The sequence below is a fragment of the bacterium genome, assembly GCA_013360215.1.
Classification (GTDB): domain Bacteria; phylum CLD3; class CLD3; order SB21; family SB21; genus JABWCP01.
In genome coordinates, this window is the sequence record JABWCP010000024.1 from 1 (window position 1) to 22,785 (window position 22,785).

22 protein-coding genes and 2 tRNA genes are annotated in these 22,785 nt (G+C 44.3%); 22 read left to right on the forward strand and 2 right to left on the reverse strand.

The genetic code is table 11. The annotated features are described in order from the left end of the window. The 13 genes from HUU58_12720 to HUU58_12780 form a co-directional block, all read left to right on the forward strand. The coding region (locus HUU58_12720; GenBank protein NUN46534.1) for an FtsX-like permease family protein at nucleotides 1-1,818 on the forward strand (1,818 nt) is incomplete at its 5' end. A 279-nt stretch (nucleotides 1,819-2,097) separates the two neighbouring features. Then, on the forward strand, nucleotides 2,098-3,642 hold the full coding sequence (locus HUU58_12725) for an NAD(P)H-hydrate dehydratase (protein NUN46535.1): 1,545 nt from the start codon (nucleotides 2,098-2,100) through the stop codon (nucleotides 3,640-3,642). A 55-nt stretch (nucleotides 3,643-3,697) separates the two neighbouring features. Then, the gene (locus HUU58_12730) at nucleotides 3,698-4,456 is read left to right on the forward strand and encodes a C39 family peptidase (GenBank protein ID NUN46536.1); all 759 of its coding nucleotides are present in this window, start codon (nucleotides 3,698-3,700) and stop codon (nucleotides 4,454-4,456) included. A 2-nt stretch (nucleotides 4,457-4,458) separates the two neighbouring features. Beyond that, nucleotides 4,459-5,217, forward strand: a complete 759-nt coding sequence (locus HUU58_12735; GenBank protein ID NUN46537.1) for a C39 family peptidase — start codon at nucleotides 4,459-4,461, stop codon at nucleotides 5,215-5,217. Between the two features lie 200 nt (nucleotides 5,218-5,417). Next, nucleotides 5,418-5,975, forward strand: a complete 558-nt coding sequence (gene folE / locus HUU58_12740) for a GTP cyclohydrolase I FolE (GenBank protein NUN46538.1) — start codon at nucleotides 5,418-5,420, stop codon at nucleotides 5,973-5,975. A gap of 22 nt (nucleotides 5,976-5,997) precedes the next feature. Then, the gene (locus HUU58_12745) at nucleotides 5,998-6,795 is read left to right on the forward strand and encodes an enoyl-CoA hydratase/isomerase family protein (protein NUN46539.1); all 798 of its coding nucleotides are present in this window, start codon (nucleotides 5,998-6,000) and stop codon (nucleotides 6,793-6,795) included. Between the two features lie 146 nt (nucleotides 6,796-6,941). Continuing rightward, the gene (locus HUU58_12750; GenBank protein ID NUN46540.1) at nucleotides 6,942-7,676 is read left to right on the forward strand and encodes a hypothetical protein; all 735 of its coding nucleotides are present in this window, start codon (nucleotides 6,942-6,944) and stop codon (nucleotides 7,674-7,676) included. A 31-nt stretch (nucleotides 7,677-7,707) separates the two neighbouring features. Beyond that, nucleotides 7,708-8,499: a 2,4-dienoyl-CoA reductase gene (locus tag HUU58_12755; protein ID NUN46541.1), complete on the forward strand. Its 792-nt coding sequence runs from the start codon at nucleotides 7,708-7,710 to the stop codon at nucleotides 8,497-8,499. A gap of 7 nt (nucleotides 8,500-8,506) precedes the next feature. Next, on the forward strand, nucleotides 8,507-9,367 hold the full coding sequence (locus HUU58_12760; GenBank protein NUN46542.1) for a DUF4835 family protein: 861 nt from the start codon (nucleotides 8,507-8,509) through the stop codon (nucleotides 9,365-9,367). A 3-nt stretch (nucleotides 9,368-9,370) separates the two neighbouring features. Next, a complete protein-coding gene (locus tag HUU58_12765; protein ID NUN46543.1) occupies nucleotides 9,371-10,765 on the forward strand; it encodes a sigma-54-dependent Fis family transcriptional regulator in 1,395 nt (464 codons plus the stop codon). Continuing rightward, a complete protein-coding gene (locus HUU58_12770; GenBank protein NUN46544.1) occupies nucleotides 10,752-11,654 on the forward strand; it encodes a hypothetical protein in 903 nt (300 codons plus the stop codon). Before HUU58_12765 ends, HUU58_12770 begins: the two co-directional genes overlap by 14 nt. Before the next feature lie 179 nt (nucleotides 11,655-11,833). After that, on the forward strand, nucleotides 11,834-12,340 hold the full coding sequence (locus HUU58_12775; GenBank protein ID NUN46545.1) for a nuclear transport factor 2 family protein: 507 nt from the start codon (nucleotides 11,834-11,836) through the stop codon (nucleotides 12,338-12,340). A 197-nt stretch (nucleotides 12,341-12,537) separates the two neighbouring features. Continuing rightward, complete coding sequence (locus HUU58_12780) at nucleotides 12,538-13,446, forward strand: helix-turn-helix transcriptional regulator (protein ID NUN46546.1); 909 nt, start codon at nucleotides 12,538-12,540, stop codon at nucleotides 13,444-13,446. A gap of 94 nt (nucleotides 13,447-13,540) precedes the next feature. Here the strand turns inward: HUU58_12780 and HUU58_12785 are convergent. Both HUU58_12785 and HUU58_12790 read right to left on the reverse strand, forming a co-directional pair. Beyond that, nucleotides 13,541-13,614: transfer RNA gene (locus tag HUU58_12785), tRNA-Met, on the reverse strand. A gap of 19 nt (nucleotides 13,615-13,633) precedes the next feature. After that, nucleotides 13,634-13,707 (reverse strand) — tRNA-Met (locus tag HUU58_12790). Nucleotides 13,708-13,888: 181 nt separating this feature from the next. On the opposite strand from HUU58_12790, the gene HUU58_12795 reads away from it, so the two are divergent. The 9 genes from HUU58_12795 to HUU58_12835 all read left to right on the forward strand — a co-directional run bounded on the left by HUU58_12795 (nucleotide 13,889) and on the right by HUU58_12835 (nucleotide 22,785). Then, nucleotides 13,889-14,365: a DUF374 domain-containing protein gene (locus HUU58_12795; protein ID NUN46547.1), complete on the forward strand. Its 477-nt coding sequence runs from the start codon at nucleotides 13,889-13,891 to the stop codon at nucleotides 14,363-14,365. Then, nucleotides 14,355-15,440 carry a tetraacyldisaccharide 4'-kinase gene (lpxK, locus tag HUU58_12800; GenBank protein ID NUN46548.1) on the forward strand — a complete coding sequence of 362 codons (1,086 nt, stop codon included), beginning with the start codon at nucleotides 14,355-14,357 and terminating at the stop codon, nucleotides 15,438-15,440. Before HUU58_12795 ends, lpxK begins: the two co-directional genes overlap by 11 nt. A 10-nt stretch (nucleotides 15,441-15,450) precedes the next feature. Then, nucleotides 15,451-16,881, forward strand: a complete 1,431-nt coding sequence (locus HUU58_12805) for a sigma-54-dependent Fis family transcriptional regulator (protein ID NUN46549.1) — start codon at nucleotides 15,451-15,453, stop codon at nucleotides 16,879-16,881. 35 nt (nucleotides 16,882-16,916) lie between these two features. Further along, nucleotides 16,917-17,732, forward strand: coding sequence for an AmmeMemoRadiSam system protein B (amrB, locus tag HUU58_12810; GenBank protein ID NUN46550.1), 816 nt, complete (start codon nucleotides 16,917-16,919; stop codon nucleotides 17,730-17,732). 72 nt (nucleotides 17,733-17,804) lie between these two features. After that, complete coding sequence (locus HUU58_12815) at nucleotides 17,805-19,517, forward strand: mucoidy inhibitor MuiA family protein (protein NUN46551.1); 1,713 nt, start codon at nucleotides 17,805-17,807, stop codon at nucleotides 19,515-19,517. 171 nt (nucleotides 19,518-19,688) lie between these two features. After that, the gene (locus HUU58_12820) at nucleotides 19,689-20,078 is read left to right on the forward strand and encodes a hypothetical protein (GenBank protein NUN46552.1); all 390 of its coding nucleotides are present in this window, start codon (nucleotides 19,689-19,691) and stop codon (nucleotides 20,076-20,078) included. Next, nucleotides 20,075-21,094, forward strand: coding sequence for a MoxR family ATPase (locus HUU58_12825; protein NUN46553.1), 1,020 nt, complete (start codon nucleotides 20,075-20,077; stop codon nucleotides 21,092-21,094). The genes HUU58_12820 and HUU58_12825 overlap by 4 nt, the downstream gene beginning before the upstream one ends. Continuing rightward, nucleotides 21,094-21,375 (forward strand): hypothetical protein, encoded by a 282-nt coding sequence (locus HUU58_12830; GenBank protein NUN46554.1) that lies wholly within the window; start codon nucleotides 21,094-21,096, stop codon nucleotides 21,373-21,375. The genes HUU58_12825 and HUU58_12830 overlap by 1 nt, the downstream gene beginning before the upstream one ends. Then, nucleotides 21,376-22,785, forward strand: coding sequence for an HD domain-containing protein (locus HUU58_12835; protein NUN46555.1), 1,410 nt, complete (start codon nucleotides 21,376-21,378; stop codon nucleotides 22,783-22,785).

Here is a 22,785-nt window from a genome sequence, read left to right on the forward strand (position 1 = left end):
GCATTGGGGTCTTTGGAATTTCTGAAGACATGGAACGGCGGCAGTATCACCGCGCACGAAGAATGGAAAAATTACTACAGCACTTATACATACGTGGTGGTAACACCGGGAACGGATGCGGCTATGCTTCAGGAGGGACTTGATAGGATTCCCGAAAAAGTGTATCGCGGAATGACATTGGAAACCCGGGATGCGGGTTATGCGTTTAAAGCCCAATCGCTTCAAGCGATCACGCCCGGTCCGATGTTATCCAATAGTACGTCAGGCGGAATGCCGCAAGCGGTTCTTATTTTTTTGATGGTTTTGGCGGGAATCGGAATGTTTGCCGCGTTATTCAATTATGCCAACCTTACATTGGCGCGCTCATTGACGCGTGCAAGGGAAGTCGGTATCCGCAAAGTTTCAGGGGCTACGCGGGCGCAGTTGATTTTTCAGTTTATGGGCGAATCGGTTATCATTACATTGGTATCGTTTTTGGTAGCTGAAACACTGCTGCGGGTATTTCTTGTGCCGGCTTTCCAAAGTTTAAGTTTTACGTCGGAACTGGATATTCGATTTGATCCCTCAGCAGGAACCTACTTATTATTCGCGGGATTTGCATTGTGCATCGGATTACTGGCAGGAATTATTCCGGCCATGGTTTTATCCTCATTCAATCCGGCAATAGTCATAAAAGATATTTCAAAAATTCGAATGTTTTCAGGTTTGACGCTTCGTAAAACAATTCTTATTTCAGAATTTGTCGTAACCATTATTCTTCTTATCGTCCTCACCACAGTATATCGTCAGTCGGAGTTTGCTTCAAAAATGGAGTATTACGGCTTTGATTGGCGCAATAAGATCAACGTACAACTTTCGGGTACCCAGGCACGCGTGATTGCCGACGAAATGGCGCGCTTTCCGGGTGTAGTTTCTTATAGTTTTGCGTCCCATGCGATGGGTACATGGGCAGATCACACGGTAGATGTCCAGACTGATCCAACCAAAGAGGCTTCTGTGGTTCGAGATTATAGCGTCGATGAACATTTCATTGAAACGATGAAAATTAGTTTATTAACAGGCGCGAATCTGCATCGGAGTGAAAGCATAGGGGATAAAGTTCTCGTCAATGAACAATTTGTCAAATCACTGCAGCTTTCTAATAATAGCGATGCCGTCGGAAAGGTTATTTATCTGGACAAATCAAGACCTGTAACTATTGCAGGCGTGATCAAAGATTTTGTTTTCAAACCGGTAACGTACGCAATGGAACCCGTGATACTAACGTATGAACCCGCGCAATGGTCATTGGTTCATTTTAAAATAGCGAATGGTAGTAACAAAGAGGCGATTTCTTTTTTTGAGTCAGTATGGAAAAAATTTAACCCGTCCATCGAATTTTCATATCAAGTTTATTCGGATGAACTGGTAAGCGTTTACAGCATCTTTACAGATTTGGGACGTATCATCGGTCTATTATCTTTGCTGATATTGACCATTGCTATGCTGGGATTACTCGGAGTGGCTTCCTACAGTGTCGAGACACGCACCCGTGAAATCGGTATTCGCAAAGTACTCGGCGCTTCGGCTATGCAGCTAATCAATCTTTTATCTAAGCAGTATCTTAAACTGATCGGAATAGCCATGCTGATCGGATTGCCTATAAGTTTATTTTTATCGAACATGATACTGGAGTCTTTTGCATATCGTACCGAATTTGGGATAGGTATTATATTACCGGCTGTGATATTGTTAGGATTTTTAGTCGGTTTGACGATACTGTCGCAAGCATGGCGAGGTGCACATCATAATCCCATGACAGCGCTACGTCAGGAGTAAATCGAGAAACTATTCTGTTTAATATAAAAGATAATAAAATAGGCGAAGTGTATTTTGTGCTAAATGCACTTTTCATGATTGAATAATAGAAAGAAATAAAAATCAGAGCAGTATTTGATCATATTAAAATTATTCGAAACTAAGTAACGCGTTAAGAGACGCTTCTGTTTTGGAATGATTTTAAAATTAAAAACCCGCATTTAACTCTATCGATCTGGCTTTTTGTTCTAGTGAATCGTATTTTTCGTTAACACTTAATCCCAGCGTGATTTCTGAAATATGCACCGTATCGTCACACCCACAGAAATGCAGACCATAGATCGTGAAACTATCGAACGTCATAGTATCCCGGGGCGTGAACTGATGGCGCGTGCAGGGGAAGTCATTTTTTTAACATTGACGGAACGTATACCCGATTTGGTATCGAAACGGGTTCTCATTCTTTGCGGAAAAGGCAATAATGGCGGAGACGGTTATGTGTTAGCCCGGTGTATGATTTCCGGCGGTATAACGCCAAAACTTATCATCGCTGCGGAGAAAAAACATATCGGCGGTGATGCACTGTGGCATCTCGAAAAATTGGAGCGAACAGGTATCGTAGTCGAGGCTTCCGATGCGTTTGAAGCACCGACGGAGAAATATGACGTCATCGTAGATGCATTACTTGGCACAGGTGCCCGCGGGCATTTGAGCGAACCCATAAAGTCATGGATCGAATGGATCAATAAACAACGTTTTCAAAAAAACGCATTTATTGTGTCCGTAGATATACCTTCGGGACTTGATGGGGAAACCGGATTGGTTTCAGATACGGCGGTTACGGCTCATCTCACCGTGACGATAGGATTACCTAAGCGGGGATTACTTTTTAATGAAGGAAAAAAACACACCGGACATCTTGCCGTAAAAGATATTGGTTTCCCGGAAATATTGACATCGGGCGGTTTATGGCAATTTATTAATCAATCGGATGTGGCGTCCCATTTACCTATACGCAGACATAATTCAAATAAGTATGATTTCGGCAAGCTAATCATTATCGCCGGTTCACGGGGCATGTCGGGAGCTGCTTTGATGACTGCGCGCGCCGCAATGCGCTCAGGTGCCGGTGTTGTGCGGGTTGCGGTACCCAAATCAATAGCGCACGTGATCGAACAAGGTTTGCCTGAAGCCATGACAGTACACTTACCGGAGACTGAGGATGGCGTAATAAGCCCGGCCGCATTATCTATGATTGTTGATTTGCACGGATGGTGCACTTGTGCGGCTATAGGCCCGGGTCTTTCTAAAAATCCCGCGATAGCAGAATGGATGTTTCTATTGCTGAGTCAATGGAATGTTCCTTCGGTTTTGGATGCGGATGCCCTTAATATTTTAAACGGGCAATGGGAAGTTTTGCGCGATGTACATTCAGATATGATCATCACCCCGCACAGCGGTGAATTTCGTCGTTTATTTGGTGTTGAAAAAAACAGCGCCACTGCAATGAATGATGAACTCCATGATTGGCAAAAAAAATTAAACCACACGATTCTCCTCAAGGGGGTTCCGACGCAAATCGCCGGTAAATCACACGTTTATATAACACAGACTGGTAATCTGGGTATGGCCAAAGCGGGAAGCGGTGATGTGTTGACGGGGATTATCGCGGGGTTGATGGCGCAAGGATTAGAGTCTGAAACAGCCGGCTTTTGCGGAGCGTATATTCACGGCTTGGCCGGAGATATTGCCGTAACAGACAAAACAGAATACGGGCTTTTGGCGGGCGATACGGTCGAATCGATACCGAAAGCATTGCAGCGAATTACCAATTGCAATTCCTGATTGTTTTTTTATATTTCCCCTGATCTTACAGTCTATCATTCAAGAAATGCGGTGTATGAAAACAGTTATGATCGTTATGGTGTGCCTGTTTGGCATTCTTGCCGGCTGGGGCGTTTCGGCGCAGTCGCCGTCCTCCGATATTAAGAACGATGGCCCGAAAACTTCATCGGTTATCGCATCTGTCGTGCAGGCTATGAAAGATTCGCTTAGTAAAATACCGCCTGAAAAAGCTCTGCTGGATGTTCCGTTTTTTTGCCAGGCACCGTTTATGAATATGGATAGCTGGAATATTCACCGCGAAAGCTGTGAAGAGGCGGCGGCCCTTCAAGTCGTCTATTATTTGCGCGGTGTCAAAAAAGTTGACCTGAGTGCAACGGATAAAATTTTACGCGATATGATTGATTGGCAGATGAAGCAATTCAAAGGTCATCACGATATTCGCTGCGACAGTACCAAAGCCATGATCATGTCGTTCTTCGGTTATACCGATGACGAAGTGCGCATTATCCGAAAAGCGACTATTCAGGACCTCAAAGATCAGATACTTGCAGGTAATCCCGTGATTGCGATGGCCAACGGATACGTGCTCAACAATCCGCACTATGTCGAAAACCTTCGTGCCCGCGGCATGTCGGGTTATCATATGCTGACGGTAAAGGGTTTTGACTCTGAAAAAATTATCACCAACGATGTAGGAACCATGCGCGGTAACGGTTATACCTATACTTATGATATATTCCAAAAAGCGATGGATTTTCATGGCGGTGATATTATCGTGATTCTTCCAAAAGATCGTACTAAGACAGGGCAATAAGTATGAATATCAATAAACGAATTTTGATCGGGTTGGGTACGGTTGTTCTCATGGTTTTCGGTGTGATGCTCTATCCGCGTTTTGCCGAATACCGTCTCCGTACACAATTAGAAAAAGAAAACGAAGCTGCGCTTAAAGAAATTTCTAAAACCGATATCATTCACGCCGCTGCCGTAGCGGATACCATGCCGGTTTCGTTTCCTGAAAAAGCGTATCTTGAAGTACCGTTTTATTGCCAGGCACCGCATATGAATTCGGACAGTTGGAAAATTCATAAAGAAAGCTGTGAGGAAGCGGCTGTTTTGCAAGCTGTATTCTACAATAAAGGCATCAAAAATGTTTCTGTAGATTCTGTGGATTGGTTGATCAAAGATATGTTGCGCTGGCAAGATCAGCATTTTGGTGGACACAAAGACATTCATGCCGACAGTGTCAAAATGATGATGATGGGTTATTTTGGCTACAAAGACGAAGAGGTTAAAATTTTACGTAAAGCAAAAATCGAAGACATTAAGCGTTACGTAGCGATGGGGTATCCTGTGATAGCGCCGACGTTCGGGCGGACACTTAAAAATCCTTTTTATACGCCGCCGGGGCCGCGGTACCATATGCTGACGGTGATCGGATATACACCTGATCGCGTGATTACCAACGATGTCGGCACTCGCCGCGGAAAAGATTTTACCTATCCGTACGATATTTTTCAAAAATCGATGGATGAAGAAGGCGGCGATTGTTTGGTCATTATGTCCAAAAAGTGATCTATAAATTTTGCTTGCATTATAGGTGTCATGCGTCTATTTTCAACTGTTTTTAAGAAACAACTGTTCACTAAAATCATGATTGTTTTGAGCGTACTTTTTAATTTTAAGACAACATTCGAACGCACAGCTACCGCTCAACGGTTTGCTTAAATTTTTACCCTGAATTGATAAGAATTCAGGGTTTTTTATTTGATACCATGAAAACACAAGAACTGATCACGCAACTGCTTCGTAATTACGGTGAAAATCCCGATCGGGAAGGTTTACGCGATACGCCGGACCGTGTGGCGAAGAGTTTTGAATTCCTTATGGGTGGCTATAAGGAAAGTGCTGAAGCGGTCATTCAATCCGCGATTTTTGAAGAAAATTTTAATGAGATGGTATTGGTTCGAGATATCGAATTGTACAGTCTTTGCGAGCACCACATGTTGCCTTTTTTTGGAAAGTGCCACATAGCTTATATCCCCAAAGGGAAAATCATCGGTCTCAGTAAGTTACCCCGAGTTGTTGACGTATTCAGCCGCCGTCTTCAGGTGCAGGAACGCCTGACGATGCAAATCGCTAACGCCATTCAGGATGCTTTGCATCCCGAAGGGGTCGGTGTGATCATCGAAGCGCAGCACCTTTGTATGATGATGCGAGGCGTGGAAAAGCAACACAGCCTTACGACGACGAGTTGCATGCTTGGCGTATTCAAAGACGATGCCCGCACACGGAGTGAATTTTTGACATTAGCGCATTCACAAAATAAATAACCATTACAGGGAGAGCAGTACCATGTCCGAGAAAGTATTAGTACAGTACGAAGTAAAAGACAGAGTCGCCATATTGACGCTGACGGATCCGCCGGCCAATACCTATACGCATGAAATGATGCGTCAGTTGGATGAGTGCATTCTCAAAGCGCGTTTCGACGAAAATGTCAACGTCATAGTGCTTACCGGTTTGGGTGAGAAATTTTTCTGCGCCGGCGCCAATATTGATATGCTTAGCAAAGCGGATCCTGTATGGAAGTATTACTTCTGTCTTCATGCCAATGAAACGTTATTGCGTCTCGAACATACGCCGAAATTGGTCATTGCGGCATTGAACGGTCACTGTGTCGGCGGCGGTTTGGAGATCGCATTGGCTGCGGATATACGCATTGCGCGTAAAGATGCCGGTATGATCGGTCTTCCGGAAGTGGCGCTGGGTGTATTACCCGGTACCGGCGGCACACAGCGTTTTGCACGTGCCGTTGGGCGCTCGCTCTCCATCGAATTGATGGCAACCGGACGTAAATTTGCTTACGAAGAAGCGCTCGATATGGGCCTTGTTAACTATATCTATGAAGGCAACGGCGCTTCGTTTATGGAACAAGTAATGGCGTACGCCAAACAGTTTACGATTCCCAATAAAGCCGCGATGGCCGTCGGTCATATCAAACGCTCAGTACAAACCGGTATTGAAGTTCCGCTCGAACAAGGACTCTCCCTTGAACGCGAATTGCAATCGGCGCTTTTCAAAAGCGGTGATGCCAAAGAAGGACTCATGGCTTTCGTCGAAAAACGTACTCCGAAATTTACAGGACGTTAATCTGCAATGTATTTACGAGATCAGCGCACCCGAATACTTCCAAAGTACCGACCGCACAACGCGGAACGGGTGCGCCGGTCTTTCTTTTTTATAGCGTATGCACTAATCTTAATTAGTGCATTTTTTTTTGATAAAGGAGTAGAACTTTGCAAAATATGATAGCCCATCTGGTAACGCTTCAAAGCATTGATACCAAATTAGGTGAGATCGAAATGCTGCGCGGCGATTTACCTAAAATCGTGGAGCAACTCAAAGCGGAACTGGAAGAACTCCGCGATGAAATCAATTCGGATAAGCAATCCGTGGCCAACTTTGAGAAAGAAAAATCAGATCTGACCAATGAGCAATCCATGAATCAGGAGAAACTCAAAAAATTTCAAGATCAGTTATACAAGGCCACATCCAATAAAGAATACGAAGCGACATCGGCTCAGATTGATTTTTGTGAGCAAGAGTTGAACCGCATTAAGCTGCGTTCGATAGACATTGATGCGCAGGTTATGGAACTTCAGGAAGGTGTAAAACCCAAAGAAGAACGTCTTGCGGGACTGGAGAAAGATTTTTCTGAACGCGAAGGCGAATTGCAAACACGTATCGAAGAGACCAGTAAAGAAGAAAACGAATTGCGTCAAAAACGCGAAGGCTTAAAACCGCAAATTCGCCCTGATCTGATCAATAAATACGAACGTATTCGCAAAGCAAAAAACGGTATTGCCGTCGCGCCGCTGGTCAAAGAAGCGTCGTGCGGTGGATGCTTTCAGCAGATACCACCGCAGATCATCATCGAATTGAAGAAGCGTGAGAAGTTGACGAATTGCGAATATTGCGGACGCATTTTGTACATTGAAGCGGATGTCGTCAAAGAAGCGTCGGCATCATAATTATCGGGGCGCTATGCTTGAACAAAAATTTTTGGATGGCAAAGTTGTTTTGATCACGGGCGGCGGTACAGGGCTTGGGAAAAGTATGGCTGAACACTGTGCAGCGCGAGGAGCGCATGTCATTATCACCGGACGGCGAATGGATGTGCTGGAATCGGCGGCGCACGATATATCCCGAGCGGGAACGCGCGTACTAACAGTCCCATGCGACGTACGCGTACCGGATCAGGTACAAGCCATGACCGATAAAGCCGTTAAAGAATTTGGCCGCGTGGATCATTTGATCAATAATGCCGCAGGAAATTTTTTGTGTGCGGCTGAAAAATTGAGCGTCAACGGTTGGAACGCCGTCATCAATATTGTTTTGAACGGTACGTTTTATTGTTCGAGCAGTGTTGGAAAAACGATGATACAAAACGGCGGCGGTACGATAACCAATATTGTCGCAACGTATGCTTGGGCATCGGAGCCCGGCGTCATTCATTCGGCCAGCGCCAAAGCAGGGGTACTGGCAATGACGCGTACGCTCGCTGTCGAGTGGGCTCGCTACGGTATTCGTGTAAATGCGATAGCACCCGGAGCAATTCGTACGGAAGGTACCGATAAGAACCTCTGGGGCGATCCGGATCAGAGATCGCGTATGACCGGTCGTATTCCGATGGGTCGGTTCGGGCAACCCGAAGAAGTGGCCCATACACTTTTGTTTTTACTTTCAGACTTCTCCCGATATATAACAGGAGAAGTGATTACCGTTGACGGCGGTGCTTGGATAGGAAAAGGTACCTATGAAATGATTGATGTTAAAAATATTAATCAATTATAATATGATCATGATACGGTGGTTCGTTCTATTCAGCGTGTTGGTTGTGGCATCGGGTTCGTCTGCTTTTACACAAAAAGTGACGGCCAATGTCAAAATTATCCGTGATAAACTTCAGGGACGTAATCTCGATTTATTTGAAGGAATGGAACAGAAAATCACCTCGTATGTCAATAACTACGATTGGTCCAAAACAGGCGATAATACACCGATGCCTGTGGATATTCAGATTTTTCTTGAGAAAGTTTCTGAAGTAAATGAATTACGGCGTGTGCATGCCACGATGTTTTTTTCCAATGGAAAGGTCATGCAGTCGCTGGATAAAGAATGTATTTTTTCGATCCGAAAGGGCGCCGTTTTTTATCATGATGAGAATGCCATCGATCCTTTTTTAAGTATTATAGATTTTTATATCTACATCATGCTCGGCGATGAAATGGATTCGCTTGGCAAATTATTGGGTACGCCTTTTTTTCAAAAAGCGCGAAGTTTGGCTACGCAGGCTAAAGCATTTGTCCCTGAAAATGTTTCCGGTTGGGATGCACGTTTATTGAAATCCGATGATTTTCTTGATCTGCGTTACCAGGAATATCGGATTATGAAAGATCATTTCTATGAAGCCGTATCGCAACTAGAAAATGAGGATGTGGCGGGAGCACGGCAAAATGCAACCAAAGCGTTGGATATCTTAGAGCGGATTTACACTAAAAATATCACATCGTATCATTCGGAACGATTTATCGCGCTGAACTATTTGGATTTTTGTAAAATTTTCGCGCGCTCCGGTGAGAAGAAAATATATGATCGTTTGATCGCTTTGGATCCAAAAAATAAAGACACCTACCTCAAGTACCGCAACGAACAAAACTGATTCATGTCGCCGTCCAAATCTCTCCGCATACTCGTGATCGAAGATAATGCGACGATGCGCGAAGGCATCGTGGATGCCCTGATGCTTCACGGATTAAACGCTGAGGCCGTATCCGGTGGAAAAGAAGGGTTGGAACGCATGAATCGCTACCCGGCCGACCTGGTAATCACAGATTACAAAATGTCACCGATGGACGGCATGGCCGTTCTCAAACAGATCACGTCACAGTTTCCCGATACCGAAGTTATGATGATTACAGCTTTTGGTACAGTGGACGTCGCTGTGGAGGCGATGAAATCCGGAGCCTCTGATTTTATCACCAAGCCTTTCAGTCCTGACGAACTGATGGTAAAAGTTGATAAAATTTTAGATGGGATCGTACGCCGTAAGCATTATGAAAAAACGAACGAAGAAGTCGCATATCTTCGTACGGAAATAGATCGTGTTTACAATTTTTCTGAAATTATCGGGGATGCCCCGAGTATGCATGGCATTTTTGAGATAATCCGTCGCAGTGCTGATTCATCCAGCGCCGTAGCGATATATGGAGAAAGCGGTACCGGAAAAGAATTGATCGCGCGCGCCATTCATTACAATAGTCAGCGTCGTGATAAACCTTTTATTAAAGTTAATTGTGCCGCGCTAACCGAAACACTTTTAGAAAGTGAGTTATTTGGCCACGAAAAAGGCGCTTTCACCGGTGCCATTAAAACCAAACGCGGACGATTTGAATTAGCTGATACCGGGACGTTATTTCTTGACGAAATCGGCGAAATTTCGATGAATATGCAGGTCAAACTTCTTCGCGCGATCCAGGAACAGGAATTTGAACGCGTAGGGGGGGAAGATACATTGCGCGTGGATGTCCGTATTATCGCGGCAACCAATCGTAATTTGCAGGAATTGATTCAGCGTGGAGCATTTCGCGAAGATCTATATTATCGGTTGCATGTGCTACCGATAGTCGTACCTCCGTTGCGGGAGCGAAAAGGGGATATACCGCGCCTGGTAGATCATGTGATCCGACGTGTATCAGAGAATCTCGGTTTAGCAAATGTTTCCGTGGAACTCGGTGTCTATGCGGCTTTAAGCAGTTACGACTGGCCGGGAAATGTACGCGAGTTGGAAAACGTGATTGAACGTGCTATTGTGCTATCGGCCGATCGAAAACTGACGGCGGAATCCTTTTTAGGATTGACCGGTAAATCCGCTCCATTTCCCATAGCCTATGACGATGTTGAAAAATCAGGTTTGGATGAGGCGTTGGCGTCGTATGAAAAAACCATGATAATTCAGGCATTAAATAAAGCCGAAGGAAGTAAAACGGAAGCCGCAAGATTGCTCGGTGTCAAAACAAGCGCCTTTTATTATAAGCTTGAAAAATATGGCCTTCATTAACAAAGTAATTCTTTTTTTGCTTTGGTCATGCGTTACGGCTCTATCGGCGCAAGACAGTCTGCAGTCTGCGTACAGTTCATCGCTTATTCGCCGGATTGAAACCGATATTATTCAAGCTTCAACGATTATTCAAAGTCTTCATATCCAACGTGAAATTTTAGAATCCGAGGCCGATAGTCTCGGTCGTGAAATTTTAGGCATCAAACAACACCCGACAATTGATATATTCGACCGCATGCAGCTTAAAAGCCGCCTTACCCAGGCGGAGCTGCTTTCTACTGCAATATTTACAACAGACCGGGCTATTTTCAAACAGCAGGATCTTATCCGAAATAAGATCGGTGAACTCATGTCCCTGATGGATGACGAAGTGCGCGTTTTTCTTACGCAGATTGAAGGTGGTTTTGAACCGCGTACCGATACAATGAAAATTCGTCTCTATGGTATGTTGCAAGAAAAATTAACATTTCAAATTCTAACATTGTCGGTTCCTGATATTCAGCCTGAAAGAATTCGTTTTTTTATTAATGATGAACCTGAGGTTTTAAAATTGAAAAGCGAATTTATGATGGATCAATATAATAAATTATTAAACTATGCAATGATATTAGAATCCGCCATACGATTAATTGAAAATGATCGCGAACTTATACGGCGCTCATTTCTGATTACACGAGATAGTACGTTTCTGTCCATAAAAGGTCATCCGTCCCGGAGCCATAGACTGCCATTGACGCGACAGATATTGGAAAGTGATGAAACAGCTGAGCTCAAGATCAGTAAAATTGCATTAGAAATTGAAGAAATAGAGAAACTTGCAAGACATGCCAAAGTTATTTCTCATGAGATCGATAAAATGACTTTAGAAGTTAGTAGAGAAACCGATTAACTCTACACACTACGAAAGAATAAGTAAGAATTGTCTTTATTGTAGCCCGTTAAAAAAACTACCTTCCGCGCTTTCTATTCAAATAATGAGAAAAGCAAGATTTCTAAAGCTGATCTCCTAAGGATGTTGTAGAATAATTAAAGGTTATTTAATTATTAAACGAATCATGGAGTATAATTATGCATCCCGGCTTCTTTATCTTGGTTTCATTTTTTTTAATTTCTTCAACGTATGGGGCACATTCTAAAACGAATTATCTTTCAAAATCAGAAAGCATTAATATGAATTTAACTGACGAAGAAACGGACAGAAAGATTCTGAGTGCTCTAAACGCACAGTTTATAAAAAACTATATTACTAATGACACTACGTCACACAGTAAACTAATACATAAAGACTTCGTATGCATTGAAGGGGATGGTACAATTCTTAATCGCGAAGAGTACTTAAAGGGCTGGGCGCACGGATACGATCCGAATGTATTTATATCGTTTACGTATCAAGATGAGTTAATAAGAATATTTGGTAATGTAGCGCTTGTTCGTTCGAAAAATGTATATTCGAGAATGATACAAGGGAAGGTTGTAAACGGGAGCACGATATATACGGATACATATTATAAGGAAAATGGCCAGTGGCATTGCATTCAGGCCCAAATCACGGCAATCAAACAAGCATCTAAATAAATTAATTCCTGACGCGTTGTTGTATATAGCTGAGGCGCATGTGGGTTTCCATTTTGCGGTCTCGGCTTTTTTATTTGTATAATTTTAATCTAAGGTTTCAGAGATATTTCCCAGTTTGTTTTGCTTGCAAAGGTCTTGTGTGGTCAGACGAAATATATCGTTGATGAAATGCCTGATCATTTTATATTAATACTACTATGTTAATTAAACCGGCGACAACGTTAAAAAAAATTCAGGATGAACGGCAGAAAAAAAAAGCCGAAACAAACCTTTTATTTGCATCCACGTTTTATCAAATCGTAGATTTCAAATGTAAATGTATGGCGTGCGGACTTTCCAAGCCTGAACTCCAACAAAGTTTCTCAATTAGTTATATACGTAACGGCTACTTTGAATACAATGTGTACAAAAACACGCTTGAAGCGTATACCGGGCGTGTTTTAGTTGATAAACCGGGCTATCAATATTCCGTCAGACATATTCGCTCCATTTCGGATGAATGTACTATTTTCGATTTCACCGATGAATTCTACCACCAAATCGGAGAGAAATACGGTAACGGAATAACGTGGTATTTACAAAACAAAGATCGTTCTTCACTTTTGTTAGATTGCGGCGTAGAGCTTGATTATTGGCATTCGTTAATCCGGAGTAAAATTCGGAACTCAGCTACTTCACGACTTGAAATGGATGACTTAATCATCCAACTTTTGACTGCCGTAATCGGGCATATGTCAAGTCCTGCAACACGGAAAGTCCTTGCCGAAAAAAATATCAAATTTCATTTACTCGCCATTGAAAAAGCAAAAGAATTTATCGCTGAGAAATTCACGGAAGATTTTTCGCTATTGGACGTTGCGCGATATTGTTGTGTTAGTCCTTTTCATTTCAGTAGGATATTTAAACAAATAACTTCGTACACTCCGCATCAGTATTTACTTAGCTACAGGCTACAACACGCGGCCATGCTTATTAATTCAACTTCGTTGTCGTTGACTGAAATATGCTATATGTCCGGATTTAGCCGAAGTGATTATTTTTCAGCCGCGTTTTCTAAAAAATATAAGATTTCACCATCTCAATTTAGGCAGGCGAATCGTGTATAGGTTACCACACAAGAATTGCAAAACAAGTGAAGAAGTGCCGTTTATAATATTATTTAAAACGAAAAATCCCCTCATTGCTGAGGGGTTTTTGGGGTAGTGGGGACGGGAGTTGAACCCGTGACCTCAGGGTTATGAATCCTGTGCTCTAACCAACTGAGCTACCCCACCGGGTAGTAAGATATTTTAGTAGCGGGGGCAGGATTTGAACCTACGACCTTCGGGTTATGAGCCCGACGAGCTACCAGGCTGCTCCACCCCGCGATCACATTTAAGTGCGCCAATAATAGAGATTAAAGATCTTAATGTCAAGCAATAAATCGGGTTATTAAAATTATTCATGTTTCGTAAAACAGTTTGTGGAGTAGTAACCGGGTTATTACGCATATGGTTCCGGACTTTAAGATTTAAGACACCGCACGACGCGATTTTAACTGAACCCGGTGTGATACTATTTTGGCATGCCCATATTTTTTCGGTTATCGCCTGGTTGGTCGTACATAATAAAGCTGATCGGTGTGTTGCCTTGGTCAGTGCCAGCGAAGACGGTCAAAAACTTGCATGCGTGCTAAAACGTCTGGGATTTACTGTCGTCGAAGGTTCGAGCTCGCGTTACGGTTTTGAAGCACTGCTCGCTTTACGCTCTTTAAAATACAAAAATCATTGGATTTTAATAACTCCCGACGGCCCCAAAGGACCGGCCCGAACATGTAAACCGGGCTTTGCTTCTCTCGCGCAAATGCATACACGATATATACACGCCGTATCGTTGCATACGACGAATGCCTGGAACCTGAATTCGTGGGATCGTGCGCAAATTCCCAAACCTTTTTCAAAAATTGGCATACAAAGTACGCCGATTCAGTTGTCCGAAAAGTCTGAAATTATTAACACCGCGGAGCGCGCACTGCATGATCATTAAACCACCGGTTCAGTGGCAGAACCGTTTACTCCGGTATGTAACATATATTCTTTTTTTTCCCCTTTCGCTATTGTTCGCTTTTCTATTATTGGTAAAGAATTCGATTGCTAAACCGCGACCCGTTAAAAACAAAGTACGCGTGATTTGCATCGGAAGTTTATCGGTCGGGGGAAGCGGAAAAACGCCGTTTGTCGAATGGTATGCGAGGCTCTTAGTTGCCCGTGGTCTGAAACTGTGCGTTATTTCCAATGGTTATCGAAAAAAATCGCACGACCTTGTCTGCGTAAGTGACGGGATAAAAATGAACGCCTCACTTGATGCATCGGGCGATGAGGCGTATATGATGGCAATTAATTTTTTGAATGATAATCTCAATATTCCTGTTATTTCGTCGCCTAATCGTTCACATGGAATTGATTTGGCCGAAAAAAATTATGACCCTGACATTATTTTGTTAGATGATGGGTTTCAGGATTTTTCCGTTTACAAAGATGCCGTACTATGTGTGGAGGATTACTGGGAAAGAGACTACCCACAACTATGGCTTCCGTTAGGCCGATTGCGCGATCTTAAACAAAATATTAAAAAATGCAATGCGCATGTCGTTACTAAAATACCGCCTCATGCGGTATTGCAAACGGAGGCGGGCGCATTGCCTTTTTTGGGATTTACCTATTACCGGTATGCGATGTATGATCTTGATGATCGTCCTTTAAACTTTGAAATTTTGAAACACCAAAAAATAATCGTATTGGCCGGGCTTGGTCATAATGACGCGTTTTTGAGGACAGTTGAGTTTATTGCTCGTGATAACTCTGCGGAAGTCATACATTTTGCGGAATTTCATGATCATCATTGGTATTCACGGGCAGATATTCGACGCATTTTATCTTTGCAAGGTTCAGATACGAATGACTATATTGTCCTGACCAGTCAAAAGGACGCGATCAAAGTAAAAAAAGAATGGGTACCCTTCGGTTTTCGTTTTTTTTACTTAAAACCGTTTATGAAACCAGTACATGATGGTGCGGCAGATGAACTTGCCGCCATCGCTTTGCGACTAAAACGCCAATGAGGTTCTTACTATGAGTGATTCGGCCGTCGAAAAGAAGAAAATTCTTGTCGTGGATGATGATAAGAATATCCTTCGATTGATTCAGGCTTATTTGGAAAACGACGAGTATCGCATTTACAATGCCACGGACGGCAAAGAATGTTTTGCCATGGTGGATCAGGATATACCCGACGTGATTTTGCTTGATTTGCGTATTCCCGGTATGGACGGCATCGAAGTGATGAAAAGCCTGCGTATTTATTATCCTAAAATACCGATCATCATGATGAGCGCGCATGGTACGATCCAGTCGGCTGTGGACGCGATGCAAACCGGCGCGTATGATTTTGTTACCAAGCCGTTCGATTCCAATCGCCTGAAAGTCTCGGTGCGTAATGCCCTTGAACGAAAGACCAAGGATGATGAAATCGAACGACTGCAAAAAGAACTCTACGGACCTCGCGACTACGGTTCGATCGTCGGCAGCAGTCCCGCAATGCGACGCATTTACGATCTGATGGATAAGATCGTTGCCAGCAGTAACGTGACGGTACTTATCACCGGTGAAAGCGGTACCGGCAAAGAATTAGTTGCGCGTGAAATACACAAGCACGATAAATCGCGCGAGAAAAAACCATTTGTCGCATTTAACTGTGCGGCGATACCGGAGCATCTGCTGGAAAGCGAACTTTTTGGGCACGAAAAAGGCGCGTTTACGGGAGCAACAGAACGGCGTATCGGTAAATTCGAATTTGCGCACGGCGGCACTTTATTTCTCGATGAGATCGGCGAGATGAGTATGGCGACGCAAGCCAAACTGGTGCGTGTGATTCAGGAACGTGAAGTTTCTCGCATTGGCGGCAACGATGTGATCAAAATAGATGTACGTCTGATTTCGGCGACCAATAAAAACCTCGAAGAAGAAGTAAAAAATGGCCGCTTCCGCGAAGATTTGTTTTACCGTCTCAGTGTTTTTCCGATCGTGATGCCGAGCCTTCGCGAGCGCAAAGAAGACGTGGCGCTTTTGGCAACACACTTCATGGAAAAATTTAAGAAACGCGAGAAGAAAGAAAATATCTCCGGTATGTCACGCGAAGTTTTGGAGCTTTTGATGGGGTATCATTGGCCGGGGAATGTCCGTGAACTCGAAAACTCCATGGAACGAGCGATGGTATTGGCGTCGGGTAACGCGATCACACTGGAAGATCTGCCGCCCAATATCCGCACGCTCAGTGCGCCTAAACCGGGTTATGGTAAAGAAATGTATATGGATATGACCGGTACGATGGAAGAAATCTTAGAACGCGTCGAAGAAAAAATCATAAAAAAATGTTTTGCCGATTGCGATGGGAATATTTCTGAAGTAGCAAGACGTCTCAATATCGGCCGTGCTACGATATATCGTAAAGCTGAAAAATACGGATTGCCGATCAAGGATTATTCTACAGGCGAAAGTTCATAACACATACTTCTATTATGTCGGTAACGAATAAACATGTGCGCCGACCCGCTGTAGCAGGGCTTTTTTACCCTGCCGATCCTGCCAAGCTGCGCGACGAAGTATCCGGTTTATTAGATAGTACTACAACCCAATTTTCAGGCGGGCAACCGCGCGGACTTATCGTACCGCACGCCGGTTATCGTTATAGCGGTTACGTTGCGGCGGAATCGTTCGCGACTATCCGCGGCATGTCGTACCATACGGTGATTATTCTCAGTCCCAGTCATCATGATTATTTCCATGGCATTTCTGTTATTCGGGAAAGTTATCGTACCCCTTTGGGAGATGTACCCGTCGCACTAGAAGCGGTGGATCGTATCTTAGATAGGTGTGCTCTCTGTAAAATAAATATACTCGGGCATCGCGACGAACACGGCATCGAAGTGGAATTACCTTTTTTGCAGGTTGTTTTAAAAAACGAGTTTTCGATCATACCGCTGGTATTCGGAACACAAGACAACGAAACCATTCAGGCTTTGAGCGAAGCATTAACTCCGTTTGCAGGCGATCCCGGCGTTTTATTGGTAGCCAGCAGCGATTTGTCGCATTTTTATAACGCCGTGGAGGCCGAAAAAAAGGATTCTATTTTTTTAGAAAATGTCACCGCCATGGACGATGATGCATTGTACACCAGTATCAAAACCCGAAAAACAGAGGCCTGTGGTTACGGGCCGGTACTCGCAGTGATGCATGCTATGAAAAAAAGCGGCATTACCGATAGTCGCATTCTTATGTATAGGCATTCCGGTCATGTAAGCGGGGATTTGGAAGAAGTCGTAGGCTATGCCGCAGGGTTGTTTTATAAGCATTAAGGCTGATGATGGCGCGACAATCGCTAAGAATACAACGTAGGTTTATTTATAAAATAACGAGGAGTTATTATCATGATCCGTAGCCGTTTCTTCCATTTATTGGCTCTGTTTCTGCTGACGCAGTCTGCAGGATGGACACAACAAAAACTGAACACCGCAATCAGCGATGTTACGGTATATACCGACCGTGCGGCAATCACGCGTAGCGGGGAAATTTATCTCAATCCGGGTGAGTATCAATTCGTCGTTTCGGATTTGCCCCATGCGCTGCAAGATCAGTCGTTGCGTGTCGGAGGCAGTGGTACGGCCATGGCGCGGATATCCGACATCAAAATCGAACTCGATTATATAGACACAATGCCTCAAAATCGCCTCAAGGATCTGCAGGATCAGCTTGCATTGTTAATGCAAGACGAACGCGTGTTTAACGACCGCCTCGGATTGCTCGGTAAAGAAAAAGAATTGCTCGATCAGATCAAAAATAGCATCACGCAGAATAAAGAATCCAACAAACTCAGTTTTGACGATTGGTCCAAACTCTTTGGATTTTACGATGCCAATTACAACAAACTTAATGATGAAATTCGCACACTCGAGAAAAAGCGCGGTGATCTGACCGTACGTAAAAATGCGCTGCAAAATCAGATCAATCAATTATCCGGTTACGGCAAATTGGTAAAGAAAAAAGTTTTTTTGACGGTCAATGTGAGTAAACCGGGCATGATGAATTTTGCCGTTGATTACGTTATCGGTGGTGCAAAGTGGTATCCGGTCTATGATGTGCGTGTATCGCCGGAGGACAAGTCCGTAGATATGACGTATTATGCGATGATCGCTCAGAGAACCGGCGAGGATTGGAGTAATGTAAATCTGGCAATTTCTACAGCGCGGCCCAATGTTTCCGGCTCTATGCCGCAGCTTTCAGCATGGTATCTCAGTGTCTATCAACCCATCGGCATATTGGGTCGCGGGGGACGTTCAGGCGCAGGTATGGGTGCAATGAGTTCTGCCAAGATGGCTAAATCTGCGGAGGAAATTTCTGACATGAATGCTTCAGGCGGAGCCGGAGAGGTACCTGAAGAGGCAGAAGCGCCCATCTATGAAATGGAAACCGACGAAGCAGCCATCGAAACAAAAAGCACTTCGGTTGTTTTTAAAATCAAACGCAAGACCAATATCCCGTCGGACAATTACGATCACAAAGTCACCATTACCTCCGAATCCTTAAAATCTGATTTTGCGTATTCGTCTGTTCCCAAGCTTGCCGAACTTGTATATCTGCGTGCAAGTATCGAAAATACGACGGAAGCGCCGTTTCTCGCCGGAAATGCCAATGTGTTTTTCGGAAGTAATTTCGTCGGTACAACGTACTTGAATACGGTTATTCCGACGGAAAAATTTGATGTTTCGCTGGGAATTGACGACGGGATTCGCATCAAACGCCAGCAGATTCGTGATTACAATGCCGAAAAAGGTGTTTTTAATAAATCGGTTAAAAAGACTTTCGAATATAAAATTACAATCGAGAGTTTCAAACGAACCGATGATACGATCCTTGTTGTGGATCAGTTTCCGCAGTCGCAGGACGAACGTATCAAAGTAGAGGCCGTTTTACCTGAATTTCCAAAAGAAAAATGGTCATCACCGCATCCTAATGGCGTTATTGAAAAAACAGGTGGCGGTTTAGTGCAATGGCGACTTCGGATCAAACCTAAAGAAAAAATCGAATTGCGTATCAAGTATGTCGTTGAGTATCCGCGTGATGTAAAGGTGGACGGTTTGTAGAAAATCTCTTCATTACCAAGTTAAGCTTCATGATTTTGTGTACACTGCGTACATAAAGTCATGAAGTTTTTTTTTGTACTTTCCTGTCACAATTTGAAAAATCGTGGCCAGTTATTCATATTGATTATCGTTGGCTAAATTATTACAATACAAGAGTTTTGGAAGGAAAGTATGTTTCGAACGCAAGGCCAATATTATTGGACGGATGCGCTTTATTTGGCGCGTTCCAAAGATCAGTTACGACCGGTGTGGCGTGAGGAAAAAAACACGTTGTATCAATGCGTCCACTGTGCCGCTTTCGTCCGATTTACTGAAGAACAAACCGGCCAATGGGTGCGTCTAAAACCGTATGAACAATTCCAGCGTCGTAAAGAATTTTTATCGTTTGTGCCCGACGCCAAACAGATGAAACTAATCCGTCAGGAAACGCGTGATCGGGCTCTTTTTCGGTGCCCTGTTTGTGCGTCTCATTGGTGGCTGGAAGGGGACGAATGGACGCACGCCGATGATGCGATCGTAGAATGGGCAGAAAACTCAGAATTTAGTAAAGGAACTACATGACAGCGCCGCAAGTAAATTTTTCCGAACTGCAACAACTTACCGATACCGATGCGATTGCACGGTTGCGCCAGTCCCGAAGCGCGATCGAAGCCGAAGTAGCCAAAGCCATTGTAGGTCAGCGCGCTATCGTAGAGCAACTTACCATCACTTTGTTTGCGCGCGGACACTGTCTGCTCGTGGGTATTCCCGGTCTCGCCAAGACGTTGCTGATCAATACGATTGCACGGGCTTTGGATTTAAAATTCAACCGTATTCAGTTTACGCCCGATCTGATGCCGAGCGATATCGTGGGCACGGAAGTGATCGAAGAAAATATGACGACCGGCAGTAAACAATTTCGTTTTGTTCGCGGCCCGATTTTTGCCAATATCGTTTTAGCGGACGAAATAAATCGCACGCCCCCCAAAACGCAGTCGGCCCTTTTGGAGGCGATGCAGGAACACAAAGTGACGGCTTCGGGGAATACATACCATCTGGAAGAACCATTTTTTGTGTTGGCGACACAAAATCCTATCGAACAGGAAGGCACATATCCTTTGCCGGAAGCCCAACTGGATCGTTTTATGTTTAATATTTGGGTAGATTATCCGAGCGCGGATGAAGAAGTGGCGATTGTCAAGAATACCACCAGTTCGTATCACTACGCTCTGGAAAAAGTCTTGGATGCCGAGAGCATTCTTTTTTATCAGAATCTGATCCGTCGCGTGCCCGTAGCGGACAATGTTGTTCGTTATGCCGTGGATTTGGTGTCGAAGACCCGCCCTAAAACACCGAATGCACCGAAGTTTATATCCGATTGGCTGAGCTGGGGGGCAGGCCCGCGCGCATCGCAGTACCTCATCCTAGGCGCCAAAACCCGTGCTGCGTTGGACGGGCGATTCACACCGGATATTGATGACGTACGTGCAGTCGTCAAGCCAGTATTGCGGCATCGCCTGATTACTAACTTTACAGCGGAAGCGGACGGCGTCACGACGCTCGATATTATTGATAAACTTGTTGCGGAAACCACGTGATGAAAACAGCCTTTCGCCAACATGTTGAGCAGACCGTCGCGGCACGCGGTATCTATTCCGAAAGAGAAAAGCGTCAGCTCATCGAACACGTCACGCAGATGCACGATGCGTTATTGGCCGGTGAAAAAACCGATACCATCATGGAAAACGTCGAAGTATTTCTTGATCAGTTTGTGAATGCCTTTTCGACATTGGAACAAAAAACGGACGCACGGAATAAAAAAGTACAACGCCGCGAAAAGAAAAAATCGCAGTTGGATATTTTTAAAAACGAAAAATAAGTGGAAGAACTCATAAAAAAAATAGGTGCCGTTGCGGATGCCGAACAAATAGAAGCCTTTGTAGTAGGCGGCTATGTTCGTGACCGGATACTGGGCCGTAATGTTACGGATTTTGACGTCATGGTCATCGGGGACGGTGTTCGTTTTGCCGAACACGTAGCCAAAGCGTTTCGACTGCAAACATTGGTCGTGTATGAAAATTTTGGCACGGCGATGTTGCCGATGGGCGAAAAATACGATCATTTGAAGGTCGAATTTGTCGGTGCGCGTAAAGAAAGTTACCGTCATGATTCGCGCAAACCGCTCGTCGAAGTGGGCGATTTGCAATCGGATTTGTCACGGCGCGATTTTACGATCAACGCATTGGCCATGCGTATCAATGCGCAAGATTATGGCGTCATCTTGGATCTTTTTAACGGTCGTGCGGATTTGGATAAAAAAATCCTGCGTACGCCGCTTGATCCGGATGAGACTTTTTCCGACGACCCGCTGCGCATGATGCGTGCGGTGCGGTTTGCATCGCAACTGCAGTTTACCATAGATCCGATAACGTATGACGGGATTTGCAGGAATGCTCAGCGTATCGCAATCGTCAGTCAAGAGCGGATCACCGATGAGTTTCTCAAAATACTCGGCAGCCCTAAACCGTCGGTGGGATTGTATCTGCTGGAATCAACGGGTTTATTGGCGATTATTTTTCCGGAATTGACATGGCTTTCCGGTGTGGAGCAGCAACAAGGGTATCTTCATAAAGATGTTTTCAAACATACGCTCAAAGTTGTTGATAATATTGCCGAAATGACAAATGACTTACGGTTGCGATTTGCCGCGTTGGTGCATGATATTGGCAAGCCGCGTACCAAGCGGTTTGTCGAAGGTATCGGATGGACGTTTCACGGCCATGAAGACGTGGGTTCACGCATGGCGCGGGGTATCGGAAAAAAGCTCAAGCTACCCAACGATTTTTGGTTGTACGTTTCTAAGTTAGTCAAACTCCACATGCGTCCTATTCAGCTTGTGGATGAAGGCGTTACGGATAGTGCGATTCGGCGGTTGCTTTTTGACAGCGGCGCCGACTTTGACGATTTGTTGACGTTATGTCGTGCAGATATCACATCCGGGAATAAAGAACGTGCCAAACGTCACTTGGAAAATTTTCAGCGCGTATTAGATCGGGCGCGCGATGTGGAAGAAAAGGATCGCCTGAGGGCATTCCAGCCGCCGATTCGCGGGGATGAGATCATGCAGATGTTCGGTTTGCCACCGGGACCGACAGTGGGTGCTTTGAAAAAAATAATAGAAGAAGCGATACTCGAAGGTATTATACCTAACGAATATCAAGCGGCGTACGATCACCTTATGGCGCACAAAGATGAGGTGCTTCAATCAGCAGAAAATATGCAGCCGTAA

Bases quoted from the DNA above. Each gene is read 5' to 3' on its own strand.
- HUU58_12775 (NUN46545.1), top strand. From the start codon at position 11,834: ATGCATCCCGGCTTCTTTATCTTGGTTTCATTTTTTTTAATTTCTTCA.
- HUU58_12780 (NUN46546.1), top strand. From the start codon at position 12,538: ATGTTAATTAAACCGGCGACAACGTTAAAAAAAATTCAGGATGAACGG.
- folE (NUN46538.1), top strand. From the start codon at position 5,418: ATGAAAACACAAGAACTGATCACGCAACTGCTTCGTAATTACGGTGAA.
- HUU58_12765 (NUN46543.1), top strand. From the start codon at position 9,371: ATGTCGCCGTCCAAATCTCTCCGCATACTCGTGATCGAAGATAATGCG.
- HUU58_12745 (NUN46539.1), top strand. From the start codon at position 5,998: ATGTCCGAGAAAGTATTAGTACAGTACGAAGTAAAAGACAGAGTCGCC.
- HUU58_12815 (NUN46551.1), top strand. From the start codon at position 17,805: ATGATCCGTAGCCGTTTCTTCCATTTATTGGCTCTGTTTCTGCTGACG.
- HUU58_12805 (NUN46549.1), top strand. From the start codon at position 15,451: ATGAGTGATTCGGCCGTCGAAAAGAAGAAAATTCTTGTCGTGGATGAT.
- HUU58_12730 (NUN46536.1), top strand. From the start codon at position 3,698: ATGAAAACAGTTATGATCGTTATGGTGTGCCTGTTTGGCATTCTTGCC.
- lpxK (NUN46548.1), top strand. From the start codon at position 14,355: ATGATCATTAAACCACCGGTTCAGTGGCAGAACCGTTTACTCCGGTAT.
- HUU58_12830 (NUN46554.1), top strand. From the start codon at position 21,094: ATGAAAACAGCCTTTCGCCAACATGTTGAGCAGACCGTCGCGGCACGC.
- HUU58_12820 (NUN46552.1), top strand. From the start codon at position 19,689: ATGTTTCGAACGCAAGGCCAATATTATTGGACGGATGCGCTTTATTTG.
- HUU58_12770 (NUN46544.1), top strand. From the start codon at position 10,752: ATGGCCTTCATTAACAAAGTAATTCTTTTTTTGCTTTGGTCATGCGTT.
- HUU58_12735 (NUN46537.1), top strand. From the start codon at position 4,459: ATGAATATCAATAAACGAATTTTGATCGGGTTGGGTACGGTTGTTCTC.
- HUU58_12725 (NUN46535.1), top strand. From the start codon at position 2,098: ATGCACCGTATCGTCACACCCACAGAAATGCAGACCATAGATCGTGAA.
- HUU58_12825 (NUN46553.1), top strand. From the start codon at position 20,075: ATGACAGCGCCGCAAGTAAATTTTTCCGAACTGCAACAACTTACCGAT.
- HUU58_12760 (NUN46542.1), top strand. From the start codon at position 8,507: ATGATACGGTGGTTCGTTCTATTCAGCGTGTTGGTTGTGGCATCGGGT.